We start from the raw sequence: 18,740 nt of genomic DNA, 5'->3' as shown, positions 1-18,740 counted from the left end.
AAGCTTTACGGAGAAGGCTGATGTATGTCACCGAGATCCTTGCAGATTATCTGGCGAATTATCCTTCCGATGCTCTGCCGCCCGAACTGAGGCTAGGTGCCGCCTGCTGTATTGTGGATGCAGTCACCGCTTACGTCGTCGGCTGCGATGTTCCGAGTGCCCGCGCAATGCGCGCGGTCGCCCGGCAAGATTTTGGAAGCGGCCGGGCTTCAGTCTGGTTTACGGGTGAATGTCTCGGGGTCACTGCTGCGGCAGTCTGTAACGCCGCGTCAGCCTCCGCACTCGATTTCGACGACGGCCATCGCGCCGCGCGCGGTCATCCCGGTGCGGCTGTGATACCCGTAGCACTCTCCGTGGCATCTACGAATGGTTCATCCGCCGATGATCTCCTGACCGCAATCGCTCTCGGATACGAGACCGGAATTCGCATCGCGGTGGCGCAGAACCCGCAAGCTATCAAAAGCCGACAATCGGGACGTTGGACCGGCTATGCTGCCGCGGCCACGGCCGGCCGCCTCTACAGAACCGATCCCCCGGCACTCGCACACGCACTCGCTGTAGCCGGGGTCCTCGCGCCAAACCAGGAGGCAAACGGCAGCTCCGGCTATGCCAATCTCACCGGGAACGACGTCAAGGAGGGTATTCCCTGGAGTGTCCTGACGGGCCTGACCGCCTTGCGTCTTGCGGAGCGGGGATTTACCGGGCCGCAGGATCTGCTCGATCATGCGTCGCACTTCGACCGGCCGAGCATCATAGCGGACTTGGGTGATCCAACTGAGATCTCGAGGGTCTATTTCAAACCCTATTCCTGCTGCCGCTACATCCATCCCGCTCTTGATGCCTTCGCGGCGCTTTCGTCAGGTGGTGACATCAGGACCGAACAAATCGCATCAATCGAAGTACAGACCTTTCAATGGGCTCTCCGACTTTCAAACACCGTGTCTCCCAATACATTGACGGAGATCCAATACAGTCTGCCTTATTGCATAGCGATTGCTGTTGTCGATGGAGCTGCGGCGCTGGCGCCGGTCGGTGGTGCGCAGCTGGGCAGGCCGGACCTCATCGAATTCGCCCGCAAGGTTCGTCTCTCGGTTAATCCTGAGATCGACGCCCGTTTTCCGGGTGAGACCCTTGCGCAGATATGCCTGCGAATGACCGATGGCAAATCGATCACATCCAAGGTGACCTCGCCACGCGGGGACAAGGCGCGTCCCTTAGACTGGGAGGATCTCATCAATAAGTTCTCGGCAGCGACGCGGGGCAAGCTTTCTCCCAGGGCGCAAAATACTGTCCTGGAGGCTTTTGAGACGCTTAAAAATGGAGATGCGGTCCCCCTCCTCCAGCGCCTAAGGATGCGATTGATCGACTGACCTCGACCGCTACTGCACTTTGTGTCAATCGGATCGTATCCGGCGCCGACATCTCGCAACTGCAGCCGCGGTCAGATAAGCCGGCCATTCCTGACGACTATACGGCCTGCGATCACGACATGCCTGACCCGGCTCAGATTAACGTGGTCGACAACGATCAGGTCTGCGCGCTTGCCTTTTTCAATCAGTCCGCGGTCACCGGCCATTTGAGTGAAGACACGCGCGACATTCCCGGTCGCAAGGGCCACCGCTTCGGCCGCAGACAATTGCTTCTTTCTGACCATTCGCTGGATCGCTTCAAGAATTCCATCCCAATGCCCGCCGGCAAAATCGGTCGAAATCGTATCGACACAGCCCGCATCGATCAGTGCGTCAAGGTTGGATGGATCGTTGCGCCAGCGCGTCCCTATACAATCCAGTGTCGAAACATCGATGATGGCCCCTTTCCCTCTCAGGTTCTGGGCGTTCGAGACTGCCTCCTCCGGGAGAAAGCTCGGGTGATTGCTATGACCGGCGACGAGACGTGCTTTCGGGTGCTTCTCGACCGCGGCAATCAGACGCTTCGCAGATGGTGCCGCATTGTGGAAGATCGCGGGATATCCTAACCGCTCGGCTTCGCGTGCGATTTCATCGAATCCGGCCAACGAGAGGGCAACCGAAGGCATCACCGATCGCGTAATGATATCGCGAACGCGATCCGCATCGGCGAGCCCGGAAAGACCGCAACACTCCAACTCGTTAGTCAGTTTTAAATTCGACAGGCCTTCCGCCGGATCGAGATAGCGGCCAAGAACCGCGTTCTTCAAGCGCCTCGCGGCTGCGGGTGTCACTTCGACCCCGAACTCTTGCAGAAAGGCTTGCGGGATGAACCTGTATTCTTGCGCGCCGCCACCCAGTGTCTGCCCACCACCTGCCTCGCCAAGGGCGACCGCGCCGCAGGCCAACAGGTCATCTGTCGTCGCGCTCAGGTGTCGTGCTGAAAGTCCCTTGCCGTCGACCACAAGCGCCGCCGCGATGTTTTTCGGAGTGTGAGCCGTGGAAACGCGGATATCCATGGCATGACGTTCTACGTTGTCGACATCTATTTCGTCGGCCATGGCCAGACCGCAGACGTTCAAAAGGGTGGTTGTTCCCTGAAGAAGATGACGGTTCCGGAAATAGGCAACATCATCGCCTGCAAATGGCTTCGAGCCGCTCGGCATGGAAGGCCCCCGAATACAGCCGTGCGCATGTGCATTGATGAGACCTGGCATAACGATGCCGCCGGCCGCATCGATGGTTTCTCGCGCCGCGATTTCAGCGCCTGCGGCGGCGTCGACACCTATGATCCGTCCCTTCCGGACATATACGGCAGCCCGCTTGTGAAACGTCTTGCCGTCGCCAGTGATGAGACCTCCATTTCGGATTACCAGATCCATGACAGCTGTTCCTTTCGTCAACCAGGGGGCTGTCCTAGTCGCCAGTCCCTTCGCCCGGCCGAGCCGGGTTGTACTGCGATCGTTCCTGACTGGAACCATCGAGCATGTAGCCGGACGATCGAACCGTGCGGATGAGATCAGGGCCGCAGGTCACGCTCAGCGCCTTGCGCAGTCGACCGATATGAACATTCACCGTCTTGACGTCGACGAAACGGCGCTCCGGCCAACCAGCTTCAATGAGTTGTGCGCGACTGCACGCCTGCTCGTGGTTCTCCATCAGAAACTGCAGCAGCCGGAATTCGATCGGTCCCAAGTGGACGTTGATGCCGAGACGCCTGACGCTGTGCCTGTTGGTATTCAGTTCAATCCCTGCATAGACGAGGATATGACCGTCGTTCGCCATCGGATCCGACACTTGCGGAAGGAGGATACGGTCGCGCAGGAAGCTGAGCAGCTTAGAGGGAGTGATCGGTCTTACGAAATTCTCGTCAATCCCGGCTTTCAGCAGATCGATAAACCGACTTTCCGCACCGGGGCCAATCAACCCGACCGTCGTAATCCCGAATGTCCGCGGCTCCTGCTTCAGCTTTACACAGGCTGCGGGAACCCAATTTTCTCCCGATCGACAATCAAGAAGAATGGCTGCGACATCGTACTCGCCTGCAAAATGGACGATCTCCTCGACCCCGGAACCAAGAATGACCTGATATCCCTCGGATTCCAGGATGTGGACGAGTAGCAGATAGTAATCCGCATCGGTCGAACCGATCAGGATCTGCGGTCGCGCGGAATTCAAAGACCTCTCCTCTATCGCGCAGCGTCAGTTGTGATCTGATCCCTCGTGAGGACCTGCATCATCCTCTGTGGGTGTGGCCGCTTGCGCTAAATCGGCAGAAGGCGCCGTTCCACGCCGTGCCACCTCAAGCAGCGAAGTTGTGGTGCACATGTGTTCCTGGCGACAGGCAGCAGCGCGAATCCGATTAAGGCTCGCGGCGTCGGCAGGAAGCACGCCTGCTACGGCCATCGTGCTGCCGATGGGACACGGCTGACCAAGACGTTGCATCGGCCAGCCGGCGCGTTTCAAAATGCGCTCGAACCGCAGGTCCGTTGCCGTGACGATTTCATAATAGCCGTTCGCCATCGACCACTCGATGATGCCGGCGAACATCTCAAGCGTCATCCCATGGAGAACTCCCCCTGTCCTGCCCTCGTCGAGCACCGTGTCAACGCAAAAGCGCGAGCTTTCGACCATGCCTGCATGGGCGTCGAGCCGTCGCGATGAGAGGAGCTGCGGAAACGTATTGGCGAGCATCGTCGGCCCGGTAGCGGGGAGAAGCCTCGCGCAGCCCGCCACTGCACCTGTGGTAGAAACGGCCAAGATATAGGTGGGATTGAGTTGATCGTAAGCATCGGCCTCACGATCGTCCCTTATGTCTACATCCCAGTCCAGTCTGTCGCCAAAGACTCGCGCACGCAGCCGATGCATCGAGTCGATCAAGTCAGCAAATTCTCCGCGCGCTGCAGCCGGCACAGCTAGTATCTCCATCTCCATTCTCCGAAGAAAACGTGCTTCAGACCACTGGACACGAGTTTCCGCCCTTAGGCGACTAATAGAATTAGTAGTCGAGCGCTCGACCAAGGCGTGCATGAGTATGACACGCATGAGTTGTCATACATCAGCGATCTGTATCGAAAACCGTGCCACGAGCGTGCAGGACCAAGGTGGCGAAGCAGCCGAGAGCCGAAATTGATAATTCAATGCACGCGAGGATTTGCAGCAAGGAGTGCCGATGTACAAGCATACCGCAGAAGCGTTCGTAGCAGTCCAGAATGCGGAACAGGGCGTAAGCGAGGTCTTCGCCCGTTACCGCGAATACTGGAGCCCGATCGGCGCCACGGGGGTCGATCGGTCGCTGGACTTTGGTGACGCACGCGTGACGCTGAGGCCGACGGACGAGGGCTTGCATTTTCGGATAGACGCGCAGGACACCCTCGCCTTTTACGGTATCTGGACGCTTTTGCAGGTAGCCTTGGCCGCGCTACCGGAATTTACAGGTAAAGACGTTGGGTGGCACCCGGCCGACCGGTTCCCGTGTCTGTCAAAGGTTTTTTTTCGTAGAATTCTATCGCCTGATTGATAAACCGGAGCGTGTACTTGCACCGGATTGATGCCAAAGGAGAAACGTCATCGGATTCCAACCCCGTTCTTCGGTTCGGTCTGCGGAGCAACTCGCTGCCGCGCCGTGCAGCAAGGACCGGCTGCCGAGAGTGAATGAAGCTCTTTGAATTGCCTCTACCGCTCGACACCAGGACCCCGATTGACCGCCTGTCGTTGGCGCTCGGAAACGATCTTCTGGCCGCTATCTGCCCGCACGATCTGCTGAAGAAGCTTCAACTTCTCCTGCATTGCCTCGAATGCATTCCGTTGCGCTGTCGACACAAAGTTGAAAACGTCCCTGTTCCCACGCAGGAACGCGTTGCGGCCGAAGCGCTCGTCGAGCGCCCGGCTGACGGCGACGAATTCTTGGGCGACGGTCGGATCGGTCAAACCCGCAGCAACGTCGAGCCCGCCACTCTTCTTCTTCATTCTTGCCCTCAACTGCCGCAGCGTATCCTCAGCCTTCCGCGATAGGCCGGGAATGGCGACCCCCATACGCCGGCGCTCTGCGGCGATAGCCTTGGTCTCGGCCTCAAACGCCGCGGCATAAGACGCTCCGAGAGAACGGACACAGCTTGCTGCTTCCGACACGCCCTGAAGCGCAGCCTTCCGCTCCCGGCCGGGAGCAAGCAACTTGTCCATTAGGCGACCGGAGCCGCGCAGCCCCCCATAGGCGGCCGGATCTTTGGTGACCGCTGCGGCAATCCGCTCGCCGGCAAAACCCTTTGCGACAAGCTCCTCGATCTTGGCGACCGCGCCGGCCGGATCGCGCCAAATGCGTGTCGCTGCATCCATGAGCGCGGCGCGATGATGATTGTAATAGGGATCGGCAAGCGCCCTTTCCCGTGATTCATCGGCGACGGATGTCTTGAACTCCGTGACGGCGGCAAGCATGGGCAACACGTGCACTGCTTCCTTTCCGAACTCGATACTTGCGCCGGCAACGATTTTCGAGCGATCCTGCTTTTCTACGCGATGCTGCTCGTCGCTAAAACGCCTGATCACCTCGAACAGGCGCACCAGTTTTTCACGGTGCTCAGTGGCGAGATTTTCCGGCATCCGCTCTTCAACATTTCGCTCGGCGATCGGATCGGCCCTGGCGGTGAATGCAGACCAGCCAAAGCGTGAGGTCAACGCCTCGTTGACCGCCTTGACCTCCTGCACCAGCAAACGGTCCTCAGCGGCGTAGGCGAAGGCCGTCTTGTAGGCATCGACCCCGCCGCGCTCCCGGACCGCCTCGACTTCGACGAGACGCGCCATCGCCATTTTCGAAAGCGCGGGAATGGACAATGCCATATGAGCGCGCCGCTGCTGCTCGCGGCTGGCGAAGCGCTCCGCCTGCCTGCGGAACTCGGTTGCATGCGCGCGCGCCAAAGTCAGCAGCTCCGATAAGGTGGCCATGGCTGCGTTGCGCTCGTTTCGAGCGGCGCGGCCATCGGCCATGCGGTCAGAGCCGAGTAATCGGCCAAGGCGTTCGGGTGCAAGGCCAAGATCTTCGGCAATCTTGCGCGGCTCGACGTCTCCGCCCGATACCAGAGCGTTGAGCGCCGACAGCGCGCCACCCGGGTCGCGATAGATTTTCTGCAGCACCGGCCGGAGTATTTCCTCCCGCTCCTTCCACTGTTGCGAGGCGAGCTGCGCGAGACGCGCATCCTCTTCAACGCTGCGGGGGAACTCGGTGGCGGGTGGAAGCAAATAGTTTCCGGCTAACGGGATGCCGGCAACCAAGGATACTCTGCGCTCCTCGTTGTACGAGACGCTCCGTTCCCGGTCGATTGCAAAATCGAGCGCTATGCTCGCTCGCTCCCAGAGCTTCGCCAACCGCGACCGCTTCTCCGTAAGCCACGCCAGCCGCCGCGCCGCACCCTCCTCCAGTTCCGCAGCGGCCCGGGCGAGCGTGTCGATGCCACGCCGCTGGGCAAAATCAAGGACATGCTCCCGATAGCCTTCCTTACTTTCGAAATCGAGCGTCGTCGTCTTGGCGCCGGATCGTCCGAGGCGCTCAGCAAGCTTTCTGAACACAAGCGGCCGACGGCTTTCCCGCTCGATCCTCGCCTTGCGCGCATCGACAGTTTCGATTTGGGTTGCAGTCCAGACGTTGCGCTCGACCTGACGTTCCTCGAGACGCTTCTTGCCGGTCTTTTCATCAGTGACGGGCACCCTTACCGTGACCGTTTCGACGCCATCCTTGCGGAGCATCACAGTATCACCGGTCCTGATTCCGCCCTCCTCGAGTGCCTTCGGCAGGCTCACGCCCCAAAGTCGATGAACGGTTCCGTCGTCCGTCCTCACATCGGCGTAGGGGCTTTCCTTGGCATCTTCATCTTGCGGCCGGAACTTGGCCAACCCGGTATCCATCATTTCACCGGTGACGCCGGCTGCATGGTCGACACGTGCGCTACGCGCCCACTGCGGCTTCGGTTCGAAGTTCTCGCGCGCCACGTAGAGATCGGCGTGGTTACGATGCCTGGTCATCGCCACATAGGTCAGATGCTGGTCCATCATTCCGGTGGCGAGCACGAAGGTCCGGTCGATGGTCGAGCCTTGAGATTTGTGGATGGTCGCGGCGTAGCCGTGATCGACATTGCTGTAGCTATCCTCGCTGATCACGACGTCCCGGCCATTGTCGAGATGTACAGTCAACAGTGCGTCAGCGCGTTCGTCGCCGGATGAAACGACCGTGCCAAGCATGCCGTTCTTGACATATTGGGGACCAAGCCGCTTTGCCCGTGGTTCGAGGAAGCGGGCGTTTTCGAGGAAGATCACCCGGTCGCCCGCGGCAAACTCACGAAGCCCACGTGCCGTCCGGAATTGGCGCGCACCTGTCAGCGCGCCCTCGTCGATCATGACCTTGCGCAAGGCCTCATTCAGCTTTCTGACGTCATCGTTGGTGTGAGCAAGCACAAGCAGTTCGTCGCCGCGAAGACGTCCCGGATGCTCGCCCACGGCAGATTTCTGAAGCAGGTCCCGGCGGGCGTCGGCCCAATCGGCAACGAGGCGGTCTATGATCTCGGCCCTGGTTTCGGTCTCGACAATGCAGCCCCTCTGCGCGTAGGCATCAAGGCCCTCTTCGACCTTGCCGCGCGCAAGGAGACGGGAAGCATCGCGCGCCCAGACATCACGCTGCCGCCGCACGCCGGCAAGTTCCGCGAAGCCGATCCGTTCGGTGATTGCCCGGAACGCCGCACCCGCCTGGATCGGCTGCAGTTGCATTGCGTCGCCGACCAGCACGGCTTTTGCGCCTGCGTCCTCCACAGCCCTGAGGATACGCGCCATCTGCTGCGATGACACCATGCCGGCCTCATCGATGACGAGCACATCGCCGCGCTCCATTGTTTCGCGCCCCCCGGCCCAGGCAAGCTCCCAGGACGCCAGCGTGCGCGACCGGATCCCGGAACTGTCCTCCAGCCCTTCCGCAGCCTTGCCGGCTAGGGCCGCGCCGATCACCCGTCGGCCGTCGCTTTCCCATGCGACGCGGGCCGCCGAAAGCAGTGTCGACTTACCGGCGCCGGCAAGCCCCACGACCGCCGCAATGGAATTATCGCGCGTGACATGACGTACCGCATCGACCTGTTCCGCATCGAGCCTGAAGGATTTTTTCGGATCGGCCGTTTCGACGCTTCGGACGGCGGCGGCGGCCTTGGCACCGGAGACGCCGAAGCCCTTTCGCATCGACAGAACCTCGGCTGACTGCGCCATGTCATATTCGATGCGCAGGATCCCCCGCGTTGTGAACACCGCCGGCTCTGTCACCTTGCCCGTTTGGGTGTCGATCTGCTGCGCCTTCAGCAGCACGAGGTCGTCCGAAGCCATGAGCCGCGCGCGGATATTGGCGAAGTCCACTGGATCATCGACATAGCGGTGCAGCGTCTTGGCGATTTCGCGCTCGTCAAAGGTGGAACGTTCGTTGCCGAGCTGCTTGAGGAGAAGCGCAGGATCCGCGAGTAGCCGGTCGGCCATCGCCTGCCGCCGCGCTAGATCGGCGGGCGCGAAATACATCTCGACACCCTTGCGCGCGAGCGCCGCCTTCTCCGGGCCGAGGTGTTTCTGCGCGATCCCATTGAGGCCTTGCTCAGCATAGGAGCGGCCGTCGAGACGGAGCTCATGGCCGGCCAGCGCCAGGTGGCGGTTGACCGTTTCCGCCCACGCGACCTTCCATGCCTTCATGGTTTCTTTGTCGCCGGCCCAGAGCTTGTAAACGATTTTGCCGTTCGGCCTGTTCGGCGTAACGACACGCAACGGCTCTCCGTCATCGCCCAGGACTGGGACCTTCTTCGGCCCAAACCCCTCCTCCGTAATAGGCCTGAGCGTCGTCATCAGGTGGATATGCGGATTGCCGTCCTTGTCGTGATAGACCCAGTCAGCGACCATGCCCTTCCACGTCAAATTGTCTCGGACGAACTCGCGCACCAGCGCGATATTCTCCGCCCGCGTCAGCTCCTCGGGCAGCGCGATGATCAACTCCCGCGCAAGCTGCGCGTCCAACCGCGTCTCGAACGCATCTACCGCATTCCAGAACACCTCGCTGGCCTCCGCGACGGTCTTGTCGTCGACTGTTCTCTTCAGCCAGAGAGGTATCTGGTCCGGCAGCGCCAGCTCCTCATGCACCAGCTCCGACGCGCCGCCACGGTAGCTGAAGGACGTCCCGGCCTGCTCGTCCGTCATCCGGGCGCGGTGGCGGTAGGCGGCGGCCGAGACGATGCTGCGCCCCGCTCCCCTGCTGATCACCTGCGCTCTAACGAACATGATCGCCACGAGTGTCTCCGAAGCTTTCAAGCACGTCGCGCCAGCGACGTATATTGCGCCCTCAAACCGATCGGACCGGAGGGCCGATGCCGCTCTTCCGTAAAGACGGCCGATGCCGAAATTCCGGCTGCGGCTTTTTCGGGGTGATGCAACCTATCCTATTTTACTATCACGAAATAGATAGTATAACTATCGCCGTGAGATTGCTCCGACACGAGGGACGCTGGAATGGCCGTAAAATCATCGCTCTCTGATATCGATGCCCAGATCGAGAAGCTGCGCGAGCGCAGACGAACGCTAATCGTAAAATCCGCCGAGCGGTTTGCGCGCGCCGCGACAAAAACGGGATTGGCGGAAATGGAGATCACGGAGGAAGAACTCGACGCGGTCTTCGAACAGATTGCCGCGCGATTTCGCAAAGAGGAGAAGAAGGGGACTGCTGGCGCAACAGCTTCGTCGCGTCGACAGCCAGGTGGCGGGTCTGGAACGACGGCGGAGGTTTCTCATGACGAATGATCGCAAACGAGTGGCCCGCGAGAAATTCCTGCTCGGTGGCATCGTCGTCAGAGCGGGTCTCGCGGGGGCCGACCGAGCGTTTCTGCTTGGCGGCCTAACGGAACTGGCAAGCGTCGTGCCAGGCACCGACGAGCATCGGCGGCTGCGCGATATCGGTGAGCAAGCCTTCAAGGCGACTTCGCATGATAGAGGATCATCTCACATCGAGGAGGCGGCGAAGTGGCACTAAAGGAAAGACTGCATCCCAGCCTGCTGCTCGTTCTGGTGCCAATTGCCGTCACCGCCTTTGCCGTCTACATCGTCGGCTGGCACTGGCCGAAGCTTGCCGGCGAGCTATCTGGAAAAACATCATACTGGTTCCTACGAGCCTCGCCCCTGCCCGCGTTGTTGCTTGGGCCGGTCGTCGGATTATTGACTGTTTGTGCGTTGCCGCTGCACCGGCGAAGGTCGATCGCGATAGTGAACCTTGTCTGCTTTCTGTTCGTGGCCGGCTTCTATGTCCTGCGCGAGTTCGATCGGCTCGCGCCGTACGTGGCGAGCGGTGCGGTCTCGTGGGACCGGGCACTCTCCTATCTCGACATCGTCGCCGTCATTGGCTTGGTGGCCGGCTTCCTGGCGGTGGCGGTGGGCGCGCGCATCTCCACGGTTGTTCCAGAACCGGTGAAGCGAGCCAAGCGCGGGATCTTCGGGGACGCGAACTGGCTGTCGATGGCCGCGGCGGGAAAGCTGTTTCCGCCAGATGGCGAGATCGTCGTTGGCGAGCGTTACCGGGTCGACAAGGAAGTCGTTCATCAATTACCTTTCGATCCGAACGATCCAGCAACATGGGGCCAGGGCGGCAAGGCATCATTGCTGACCTACAAACAGGATTTCGATTCAACGCACGTGCTCTTCTTTGCCGGGTCAGGTGGATACAAGACCACCAGCAACGTCGTGCCCACGGCGCTGCGTTACACCGGGCCGCTGATTTGCCTCGATCCATCGACCGAGGTCGCGCCAATGGTGGTCGAGCATAGAACCCGCGCGCTCAGCCGCGAGGTGATGGTGCTCGATCCGACGAGCCCGATCATGGGCTTCAACGTACTCGACGGCATCGAGAAATCGAAGCACAAGGAAGAGGACATCGTCGGCATTGCTCACATGCTTTTGTCGGAGAGCGTGCGCTTTGAAAGTTCGACTGGCTCCTACTTTCAGAACCAGGCACACAATCTGCTGACCGGTCTGCTCGCCCATGTCATGCTGTCGCCCGAATATGATGGGCGACGGAACTTACGCAGTCTCCGGCAGATCGTATCCGAGCCAGAACCCTCTGTGCTCGCCATGCTGCGCGACATCCAGGACCATTCGGGATCGGCCTTCATCCGCGAAACGCTGGGCGTCTTTACCAACATGACTGAGCAGACCTTCAGCGGCGTCTATTCCACGGCCTCTAAGGACACGCAATGGCTGTCGCTCGACAGCTACGCGGCGCTTGTCTGCGGGAACGCGTTCAGGTCGAGCGACATCGTAGCGGGCAAGAATGACGTGTTCATCAATATTCCGGCATCGATCCTGCGCTCCTATCCGGGTATCGCCCGCGTGATCATCGGCTCGCTGATCAACGCAATGGTGCAGGCCGATGGCACCTTCAAGCGCCGTGCGCTGTTCATGCTCGATGAGGTCGATCTGCTCGGCTACATGCGGGTGCTGGAAGAGGCGCGTGATCGCGGCCGAAAGTACGGAATCTCCATGATGCTTATGTACCAATCGGTCGGACAACTGGAGCGGCATTTCGGGAGGGATGGCGCGACGTCGTGGATCGACGGCTGCGCCTTTGCCAGCTATGCCGCGATTAAAGCGCTCGACACGGCCCGCAGCGTCTCGGCCCAATGCGGCGAGATGACGGTCGAGGTGAAGAGAGGCTCACGCGTCATTGGCTGGGGCCCAAAAAACGCAGGATCGCGCCTATCCGAAAGCGTCAATCTCCAGCGCCGACCGCTGATCATGCCGCACGAGATCACGCAGTCGATGCGCAAAGACGAGCAGATCATTATCGTGCAAGGTCATAGCCCAATCCGCTGCGGGCGCGCGATATATTTTCGGCGGAAGGACATGGATCAGGCAGCCAAGGCAAACCGCTTTGTCCGGATTTAACCTTCCACGTCAAGCCAACCATTACCCGTGCTTATTGCCCCGTCCGACATCCGGCTTGAGTGACGTCAGCACCGCCGATACGAGCCGAAGTTGTCTTCCTGACGCGAGCGGTAGTGTCCTTGCCGACCCCGCGCCCTTGGCAAGGATCTTAAGGTCAACGCACAAGTTCCCCATCTGGCAATGGTCCAAATCGGGTTCGAGCGCGGTGGAAAAATCGAGCGGGATCTAGCTTAAAGCAATCGCGGTGAGGTGTGTGCTGCGCTTGAACGCGCTTGCTCTACCCGATGCTCTCGAAGCCGTTCACCAACCCGGAACGTCCGATCTTTCGGCAACTGGTGTTGCGGACCTGTTCAGGATCTCGCAGCGATCGCGGCGGAACATCGTAACACGGTACACGATCAGGATCCATCCGAGTTCCACCAAGCTACAGGCCGCGCTGCGCGACTTGATGCGCGTTCTGTTCGCGGCATCCGTAGTGCAGCCGACAAGGAGCGCGCACTGTTATCGAGAATGCTCCAATCCCGGCGTTTCGCTACAAGACGCAACTCGTTACAGAAGGCAGGACAAAGGATGCGATCGACTACCTGGAATTCCATCAGTTCGGGATATCTTGGGTGATCCTCGAACACCTTCCCGCGGGCGCGTTGCTCTATCGGGCGCATATGCCAGAATGGGCGAGCTTGCCAAGGAGCAGGGCGGACGCGGCGCTCAAGGGCGGCCGGTTCAATCGAGAGGGCGTCGAAGCTCTATACCTGGCGTTGGACGAGGTCCGCCCTCCGGGAGTACCAGCAGACCTCGCCGTTTCTGCCGCCCTGCACCGTTTGCTCGTATACCGCGACATTGATGAACCTCGTCGACCTTGCGCAAGTGAGCTGCGGCGACCCGTGGGACGACCCTTGGCATAGCTGGCGAGAGGACTGGCGCCACCTCAAATTCCACCTTCACGTCGAGCCGCCGACATGGGTACTGGGCGGCCTCCCGTGCTCGGCGCCGGCCTTACGGGCAATTTTTTCCCAGCATAGCGAATACAAGTGGCATCTATGTTGCTATCTTCAGCGAACGGCTCGAAGGCGAGAACCGGATCGAAGTCAATGATCCCGAGGCTAGACCCCCGCGTAATCGATCGAGTTGGGAGAATACGTGGAAATCCGTGGTCCCCTTATGCCACTGAGTCAGCGGAACACTTTGTCTTCAATACACGCCACGTGGCACGATGTTTGTTCTGTCAATGAGAACTGTCGCCGAAACCGGCATTTGGTGCATGCGATTTGATAACAGACGGACCGTCGGGATAGTAACGTGTGGCACTGCCTTGCACCAGCGAAGCTCACTAATGGCAAACTAAGCCGAATCTCAGCGCGTAACCGACGTCCTGCCGCTTCCTGAAGAGCGAACCATCGGCAAGGTTGCGTTATTTGCCTGCGTCGAATTATTCAGGCAAGCGCTCGTCCTCGACCAAAAGACGTCGACGGCACTTACGAAGTCCGCAAAGAGGCTGTTGGAATTGGTTTCGATGGTTCCGACCGAGCGCGCTTCGGACGCGCATCAGGGCTCATAGTCGTTAATGTTGAGGAGGACCAAGCGCGGCTTGTCGCCCTGGGTGATCGTTACTGACCAAGACAGGGGGCGATGATGTCCCCGGATTTCCGGGAAAAATCGCTCGTCGCATAGGAACCCGAGCGCGGGTTGGCGATCTGCTATATTCTTGAATTTGCCGTAAATGCGAGCCTGGCGAAAGCCTCCCTAGAAGGGAGGCTCGCTGCTGACGCGGCCCTCGACCTCGGCTACGATGACCTCAAGCTCCGCATAGGCCTGTTCCAGTTCGGCCTGGATCTGGGCGCGTTCAGCCGGGTAGCTCGCGGCGCAATTCCTCGATGTGGGCTTCCAGTGCAACCGTCATTTTCGTCATCTCCTTGGCTGTTGGGAAAGATGACGCCGCCGGCCGCGAGAATTGGGCCGGGTCAACGATCGCGAATGCGACCGGCCGAGCCGGCGAGTGGGGGAGCCGGAATGCGGAGCATTTCGGGGGGACCGCTCGTCCTTTAGGCGGCACGATTCCTCGCGGCAGACTTGGCGATCTGAGCAGATAGTTTTTCATCTCGTGTGGCAGGGTAAAAGAACAGGTGCGGGCTCGATGCCCGTCCTGTTTCTGGGTACAAACGTGGGCATCCCGCTCGGGATCGGTCGCATTCAGAACGAGCGGGTGCCGGTCCCGATTGATCGGGACCGGCGCTGGTGGCTCAGTTTGGGTTATTCCAGATGATCACCTTGCGGTTCGGATCGCCGCCGGGAGCCTGTGCGAGGTTGCCGAAGATCACGCCGATCTCTGGAGCCTCCAGTTTCACGGAGAGGTACTCTTCTCCGGTCTGGCGGGCGATACGGTTCCACGCCGCGCCGATTTCGAACCCGGTCTTTCGGTGGATGACGCGATAGTCAGGGGCCTCTTCGCTCGTTTTGTTGGCGTTGGGGACGATAGCGATCGGCGCGTTCACTCGGATGGTGGCGAAAACGCCTTCGAGAGTGCCATCGGTCTTCTGCGTGAGAGCTGCGATCGTGGTGGCCATGGTATTGTCTCCTTCGGTTGCTCGGGACCATTCCCGATAGCGCGCGAGGAGACGGCCGATCTGCTGCGGTCATCTCGCACAAATATTCTGCTAAATTCCATGTTCTACTCAAAAAAACGCGTGCGCGTTTGTCATGCTTGCTGGAGGAAAGCATCCGGTGCCCAGCAGTGATCCAAAAATAGAATTTTGCAGAATATTTGGGTGAGACGTACCCCTTCAGGGGTTGACCGGAAAGGCAGGCGGTCGGCTAAAGGGCGATGTAGAAGAGGGAATGATCTAGTGCAACCGACGCCGGCGACAGACCGTTCCGGCCACCCGCCGGCACCTCATAAGACCGCGGCACATTTCAACTGGGCACGCCGCCCTACGATACGCGCGTCCCGGTCTCTGCCATTGCAAGCAGCGAGCAGCATGGACTGCCGCCAGATCTCTCGGATGCACATTGCGCGGTCGCGGTGACCACAACGCCCGCAAACTGGATTGCAAGTCCCCGCCCCGGCCATCGCCGAGATCGACAAACGAACTTCAACGATGCTGCCCCTAGCTGCGTTGCCGCGTCAGACGCGCGCCAATTGCCATCCATCGTCCTGAGCGACCGACGTCGTACCGCGCGGCCAGGAGTTACGGCTCGAGGTCACGCCCCTCGCGTTCGCCAGGCAGCCGATCGCTCCGGCGAAAAATTTCTCCTTGTTCTTTTGACACGTGAGGAAACCATCTTTGCGTCGAGGTTGCTCATCGACCCATGTTCGCTCGCAACCTCGAAATCAGCACGAAGCGGGATAGCCCACATCGACTGAGCCAGATGGATTCGCTGCCGGCCGCGGTGACATCGCCGATTGCCCATTTCTGTGGTTGCTTCCCCGATTATGTCCCGGAGCTGGAGCGACTTCGGCCCGGCCCAATCTCATCGATTCGCAAAGGTCGCTATGCGCTCCGGTTGCAGCGCGTTTGAAGAGCGTTACCGCGATCTAGCAAGCACGGGCCCTCGGCGACCCGGCAAGTCGCCGAACCTCCGATACCGCTAGAAACCGTTGTGTTTTCAGTAGCGACGAAAGCTTTCCTTACAATTATCATGCTCCAGGGAATGGGATGAAAGCCAACGCCACGTGAAGGTGGATCGACGTCGCATCCATGAAGACGCTTGCCAATGCTGCGGCGAGAAATTTACTTTTGGCACCGCCTTCATCTCCGTGGCGACAGCATGTGGCGCCATCCCATCCATTGTATACTATCGTTTTTAATATAGTATAACCGAAAAATCCATGCTACATCGTCATTGACCCTTAGGGCCCATTGAATGGGAAGCGGAGGCTCAATGTGCGGCGGTTTCTGATCGGCGACAGGCTATTCGAGGAGGAATCGAGCGAATTCCGGGCAATTCTTGCACCTGCTTATGAACAGGGGCTTCGGCCATATTGCCAGTGCAACGAACCGCCGGTTGCGATGTACATCGCGCGGCTCGATGAGCAACACCTCGTCAAACGCATGCCGCTTACCGGGCGCAATCATGACCCGGCTTGCCCATCCTTTGAACCTCCCTATGATTTATCCGGCCTCGGGCCTTTGATCGGCAATGCAATCCAGGTCGATGCGAACGGGCGAGCAAGCTTGAAGATCGATTTTTCGCTGACGAAGAAAGGTCCACGAGCGGCCGCATCTCGATCGGCGGGTCCGCAAGAGTCCGCCATTCGCAATGAGCCAGAGAAGCTCTCGTTGCGCGCAACGCTGCACTATCTGTGGGAAGTGGGAGAATTGACCGAATGGCATACCTCCTGGGCTGGAAAGCGCGGCTGGGGTCGGGTTCGCACGAGCCTCATGAATGCCGCGTCGCAGATGACGACCCGCGGCGGACAGCTCAGCGATGTGCTGTTTGTGCCGGAGACGTTCCATCAGGAGGACAAGGAAGCAATTGCCGCACGCCGAGCAACCGCGCTTTGCGGTGCGCAAGCGTCCGGGACAGGACCGCGCAAACTGATGATCGCTGTTGCGGAAGTAAAGGAGTTCATCCCCGCACGCGTCGGACACCGGATCGCGGTTCGGCATCTGCCCTTTCCCTTCATGCTTGAAGACCAAGCATGGAAGCGGTTGAACGCCAGATACGACACGGAACTTGAATTGTGGCGTTCGAACGATGAATTGCACCTCGTCATGATCGCGACGTTTGGGATTTCGGCATCCGGGGTTGCAGCCGTCGAAGAAGTCGCGATGATGGTCGTGAACGAGAACTGGATCCCACTCGAAAACGTCCATGAGCGCCATCTTCTGAACAGACTGGCAGGGCTGCGACGCAAGTTCGTCAAAGGCTTACGCTTCAACCTCTCACACGAGCAACCAATCGTGTCGGTCACCCTGCCGGAACAGCGACCCTGCCCGGTTGCGATGTTTATCGTGTTGGCCGGTGCAGGTGGGAACTACCAGCGGGCATTGACGGAAATGATCGAGGCACGACCGGAGATGACGCCTTGGATTTGGTACATTGCCGAGGGAGACATGCCGCAGTTGCCGTGATCGTCAGAATGCCGGCTGCGTTGCCTTTGCTCGGACAAAGGTGGCAAGCTTTTAGATGATGAAGGAAGGCGCAAAGGGAAACGGACGGTTCGCAGAGTTCACGAACAAATCCAGATTCTGCGGACAGCGTAAGCGCACTTCGCCATGGGCCACAGCTCCCTCTGTTGTCGGCAACTTTTTATTCGGTAGAGCGTGCTAAGCGACAGAGATGCCGTCATGCGGCGAGCCAGCATAACTTCATTTGCCGACGCCCTTTCTTCAGAAAATTCAAGGGACCGATTGCCGCGGCGTCGGCAACCGGCCATTCCAAACACCGCGCCCTGCCACCGCCTTCGGCGCACCCATTCATCACCTCGCATTTTCACTTGCGAGGTGATGATCCATGGCATTTTCTCTTGAAAGGGACGCCTAGTCGGCGCCCCTTGCCTCAATTTGCTTGGCCTGTTGTGCATGCATCCAGTCGGCAATCTCCTGCGCTTTGCTGGCAGCAGTGAAGATGGCGCGCTTGTCGGAATGCATCACGTCGACCCAGGACCGAATGTAGCGAGCATGGTCCGGACGCGGCTCGACACTGAGACCTAGGTCGGCGCAAATCATAGCACTCAGAAGCTCGACCGTGCATTCCTCCATCGCATAGGCGGCCGAGCCGAAGCGTCCAGAGAGATCGCGGCCGAGACGGTGGCTGGCGCCAGAAGCGTGGCCGCATTCGTGGAGCAGCACCGCATAGTAGGCGACCGCATCGCGGAAACACGCGAACCTTGGGATCTGCACCTGGTCCATAGCCGGGCGGTAATAGGCTTGCGAGCCGCCGTGGCAGATGTCAATCCCTAGAGCTGCGCAAAACCGTTCGGCCCGATCGATCCGCTTCGCCTCCGGCAACACCGGGCTCTCGGGCGGTGTGTAGCCGTCAACCTGGGCGCAGTTAAAAACCGAGTAGCCACGAGCAAACATGGACCGGGCGGGTTCGTCACGATTTGCGTCGTCGGCTTGGTCCTCCGTTTTGTCGCGATCGTGGGTCTTCCAGAACACGACAAGGTGACCGTGCTCGCCCTTACGAACCTGAGCGCCGAGCGCTTGCCATTGGTGGTAAGTGCCCCAGATCCCGGTGGGATAGCCGGCCGCGTGGGCCGCAGCCCAGAGTGAGAGGATGTTGACGCCGCGATAAGTCCTGCTTGAGGCGATGTTGACGGGCGTGGTGATGGCCGATCCGTCGTGATGCCAGGGCATCCGGTAATCACCGGCGCCGGCCTCGATGGCGGCGATAATCTGGTTAGTGACGCGCTCGTAGATATCGACTTGTGTTTGGCGTCTGCGATCTTTGGTCATT

General features: G+C 59.8%; 13 protein-coding genes and 2 pseudogenes. 7 read left to right on the top strand and 8 right to left on the bottom strand.

The features are described from left to right. The first annotated feature begins 20 nt into the window (after nt 1–20). Nucleotides 21–1,370, top strand: coding sequence for an MmgE/PrpD family protein (locus OVA00_RS06735; RefSeq protein WP_268088388.1), 1,350 nt, complete (start codon nt 21–23; stop codon nt 1,368–1,370). A gap of 71 nt (nt 1,371–1,441) precedes the next feature. Here OVA00_RS06735 and OVA00_RS06730 read toward each other — a convergent pair whose 3' ends face one another. The 3 genes and pseudogenes from OVA00_RS06730 to traI all read right to left on the bottom strand — a co-directional run. Then, a complete protein-coding gene (locus tag OVA00_RS06730) occupies nt 1,442–2,788 on the bottom strand; it encodes an amidohydrolase family protein (protein ID WP_113136164.1) in 1,347 nt (448 codons plus the stop codon). A gap of 34 nt (nt 2,789–2,822) precedes the next feature. Then, complete coding sequence (locus OVA00_RS06725; protein ID WP_268088387.1) at nt 2,823–3,584, bottom strand: winged helix-turn-helix transcriptional regulator; 762 nt, start codon at nt 3,582–3,584, stop codon at nt 2,823–2,825. A 159-nt stretch (nt 3,585–3,743) separates the two neighbouring features. Next, nucleotides 3,744–4,334 (bottom strand): annotated as a pseudogene (gene traI / locus OVA00_RS06720) (acyl-homoserine-lactone synthase TraI); the annotation flags it as partial. A 244-nt stretch (nt 4,335–4,578) separates the two neighbouring features. Between traI and rctB the strand changes: the two are divergent. Further along, the gene (gene rctB, locus OVA00_RS06715) at nt 4,579–4,926 is read left to right on the top strand and encodes an SMa0974 family conjugal transfer regulator (protein ID WP_060529699.1); all 348 of its coding nucleotides are present in this window, start codon (nt 4,579–4,581) and stop codon (nt 4,924–4,926) included. A 155-nt stretch (nt 4,927–5,081) separates the two neighbouring features. Here the strand turns inward: rctB and traA are convergent, their stop codons facing one another. Continuing rightward, nucleotides 5,082–9,701 carry a Ti-type conjugative transfer relaxase TraA gene (gene traA, locus OVA00_RS06710; protein ID WP_268088384.1) on the bottom strand — a complete coding sequence of 1,540 codons (4,620 nt, stop codon included), beginning with the start codon at nt 9,699–9,701 and terminating at the stop codon, nt 5,082–5,084. Nucleotides 9,702–9,920: 219 nt separating this feature from the next. Here traA and OVA00_RS06705 point away from each other — a divergent pair, with 219 nt between their 5' ends. From OVA00_RS06705 to OVA00_RS06690, 4 genes are all read left to right on the top strand, one after another. After that, a complete protein-coding gene (locus OVA00_RS06705) occupies nt 9,921–10,208 on the top strand; it encodes a TraC family protein (protein ID WP_034800234.1) in 288 nt (95 codons plus the stop codon). Continuing rightward, complete coding sequence (locus OVA00_RS06700; RefSeq protein WP_113136161.1) at nt 10,198–10,437, top strand: conjugal transfer protein TraD; 240 nt, start codon at nt 10,198–10,200, stop codon at nt 10,435–10,437. Before OVA00_RS06705 ends, OVA00_RS06700 begins: the two co-directional genes overlap by 11 nt. After that, nucleotides 10,428–12,341, top strand: coding sequence for a Ti-type conjugative transfer system protein TraG (traG, locus tag OVA00_RS06695; protein ID WP_112984701.1), 1,914 nt, complete (start codon nt 10,428–10,430; stop codon nt 12,339–12,341). The genes OVA00_RS06700 and traG overlap by 10 nt, the downstream gene beginning before the upstream one ends. A 614-nt stretch (nt 12,342–12,955) precedes the next feature. After that, nucleotides 12,956–13,246 (top strand): RES domain-containing protein, encoded by a 291-nt coding sequence (locus OVA00_RS06690; protein ID WP_268088382.1) that lies wholly within the window; start codon nt 12,956–12,958, stop codon nt 13,244–13,246. Between the two features lie 448 nt (nt 13,247–13,694). Here OVA00_RS06690 and OVA00_RS06685 read toward each other — a convergent pair. From OVA00_RS06685 to OVA00_RS06675, 3 genes and pseudogenes are all read right to left on the bottom strand, one after another. Next, nucleotides 13,695–14,035 (bottom strand): annotated as a pseudogene (locus OVA00_RS06685) (type II toxin-antitoxin system prevent-host-death family antitoxin). A gap of 49 nt (nt 14,036–14,084) precedes the next feature. After that, nucleotides 14,085–14,234: a hypothetical protein gene (locus OVA00_RS06680; RefSeq protein WP_268088515.1), complete on the bottom strand. Its 150-nt coding sequence runs from the start codon at nt 14,232–14,234 to the stop codon at nt 14,085–14,087. 347 nt (nt 14,235–14,581) lie between these two features. After that, on the bottom strand, nt 14,582–14,905 hold the full coding sequence (locus OVA00_RS06675) for a DUF736 domain-containing protein (protein ID WP_034800240.1): 324 nt from the start codon (nt 14,903–14,905) through the stop codon (nt 14,582–14,584). A 1,317-nt stretch (nt 14,906–16,222) separates the two neighbouring features. On the opposite strand from OVA00_RS06675, the gene OVA00_RS06670 reads away from it, so the two are divergent. Then, the gene (locus tag OVA00_RS06670; RefSeq protein ID WP_113136159.1) at nt 16,223–17,413 is read left to right on the top strand and encodes a DUF1173 domain-containing protein; all 1,191 of its coding nucleotides are present in this window, start codon (nt 16,223–16,225) and stop codon (nt 17,411–17,413) included. A gap of 408 nt (nt 17,414–17,821) precedes the next feature. Here the strand turns inward: OVA00_RS06670 and OVA00_RS06665 are convergent, their stop codons facing one another. Continuing rightward, on the bottom strand, nt 17,822–18,739 hold the full coding sequence (locus tag OVA00_RS06665; protein WP_112772580.1) for an ArdC family protein: 918 nt from the start codon (nt 18,737–18,739) through the stop codon (nt 17,822–17,824). Nucleotide 18,740 lies beyond the last annotated feature (1 nt).

It is taken from the genome of Ensifer sp. SL37 (assembly GCF_026672675.1).
Taxonomy (GTDB): Bacteria; Pseudomonadota; Alphaproteobacteria; order Rhizobiales; family Rhizobiaceae; genus Ensifer; species Ensifer adhaerens.
This window is presented reverse-complemented; position numbering and strand designations above follow the sequence as displayed.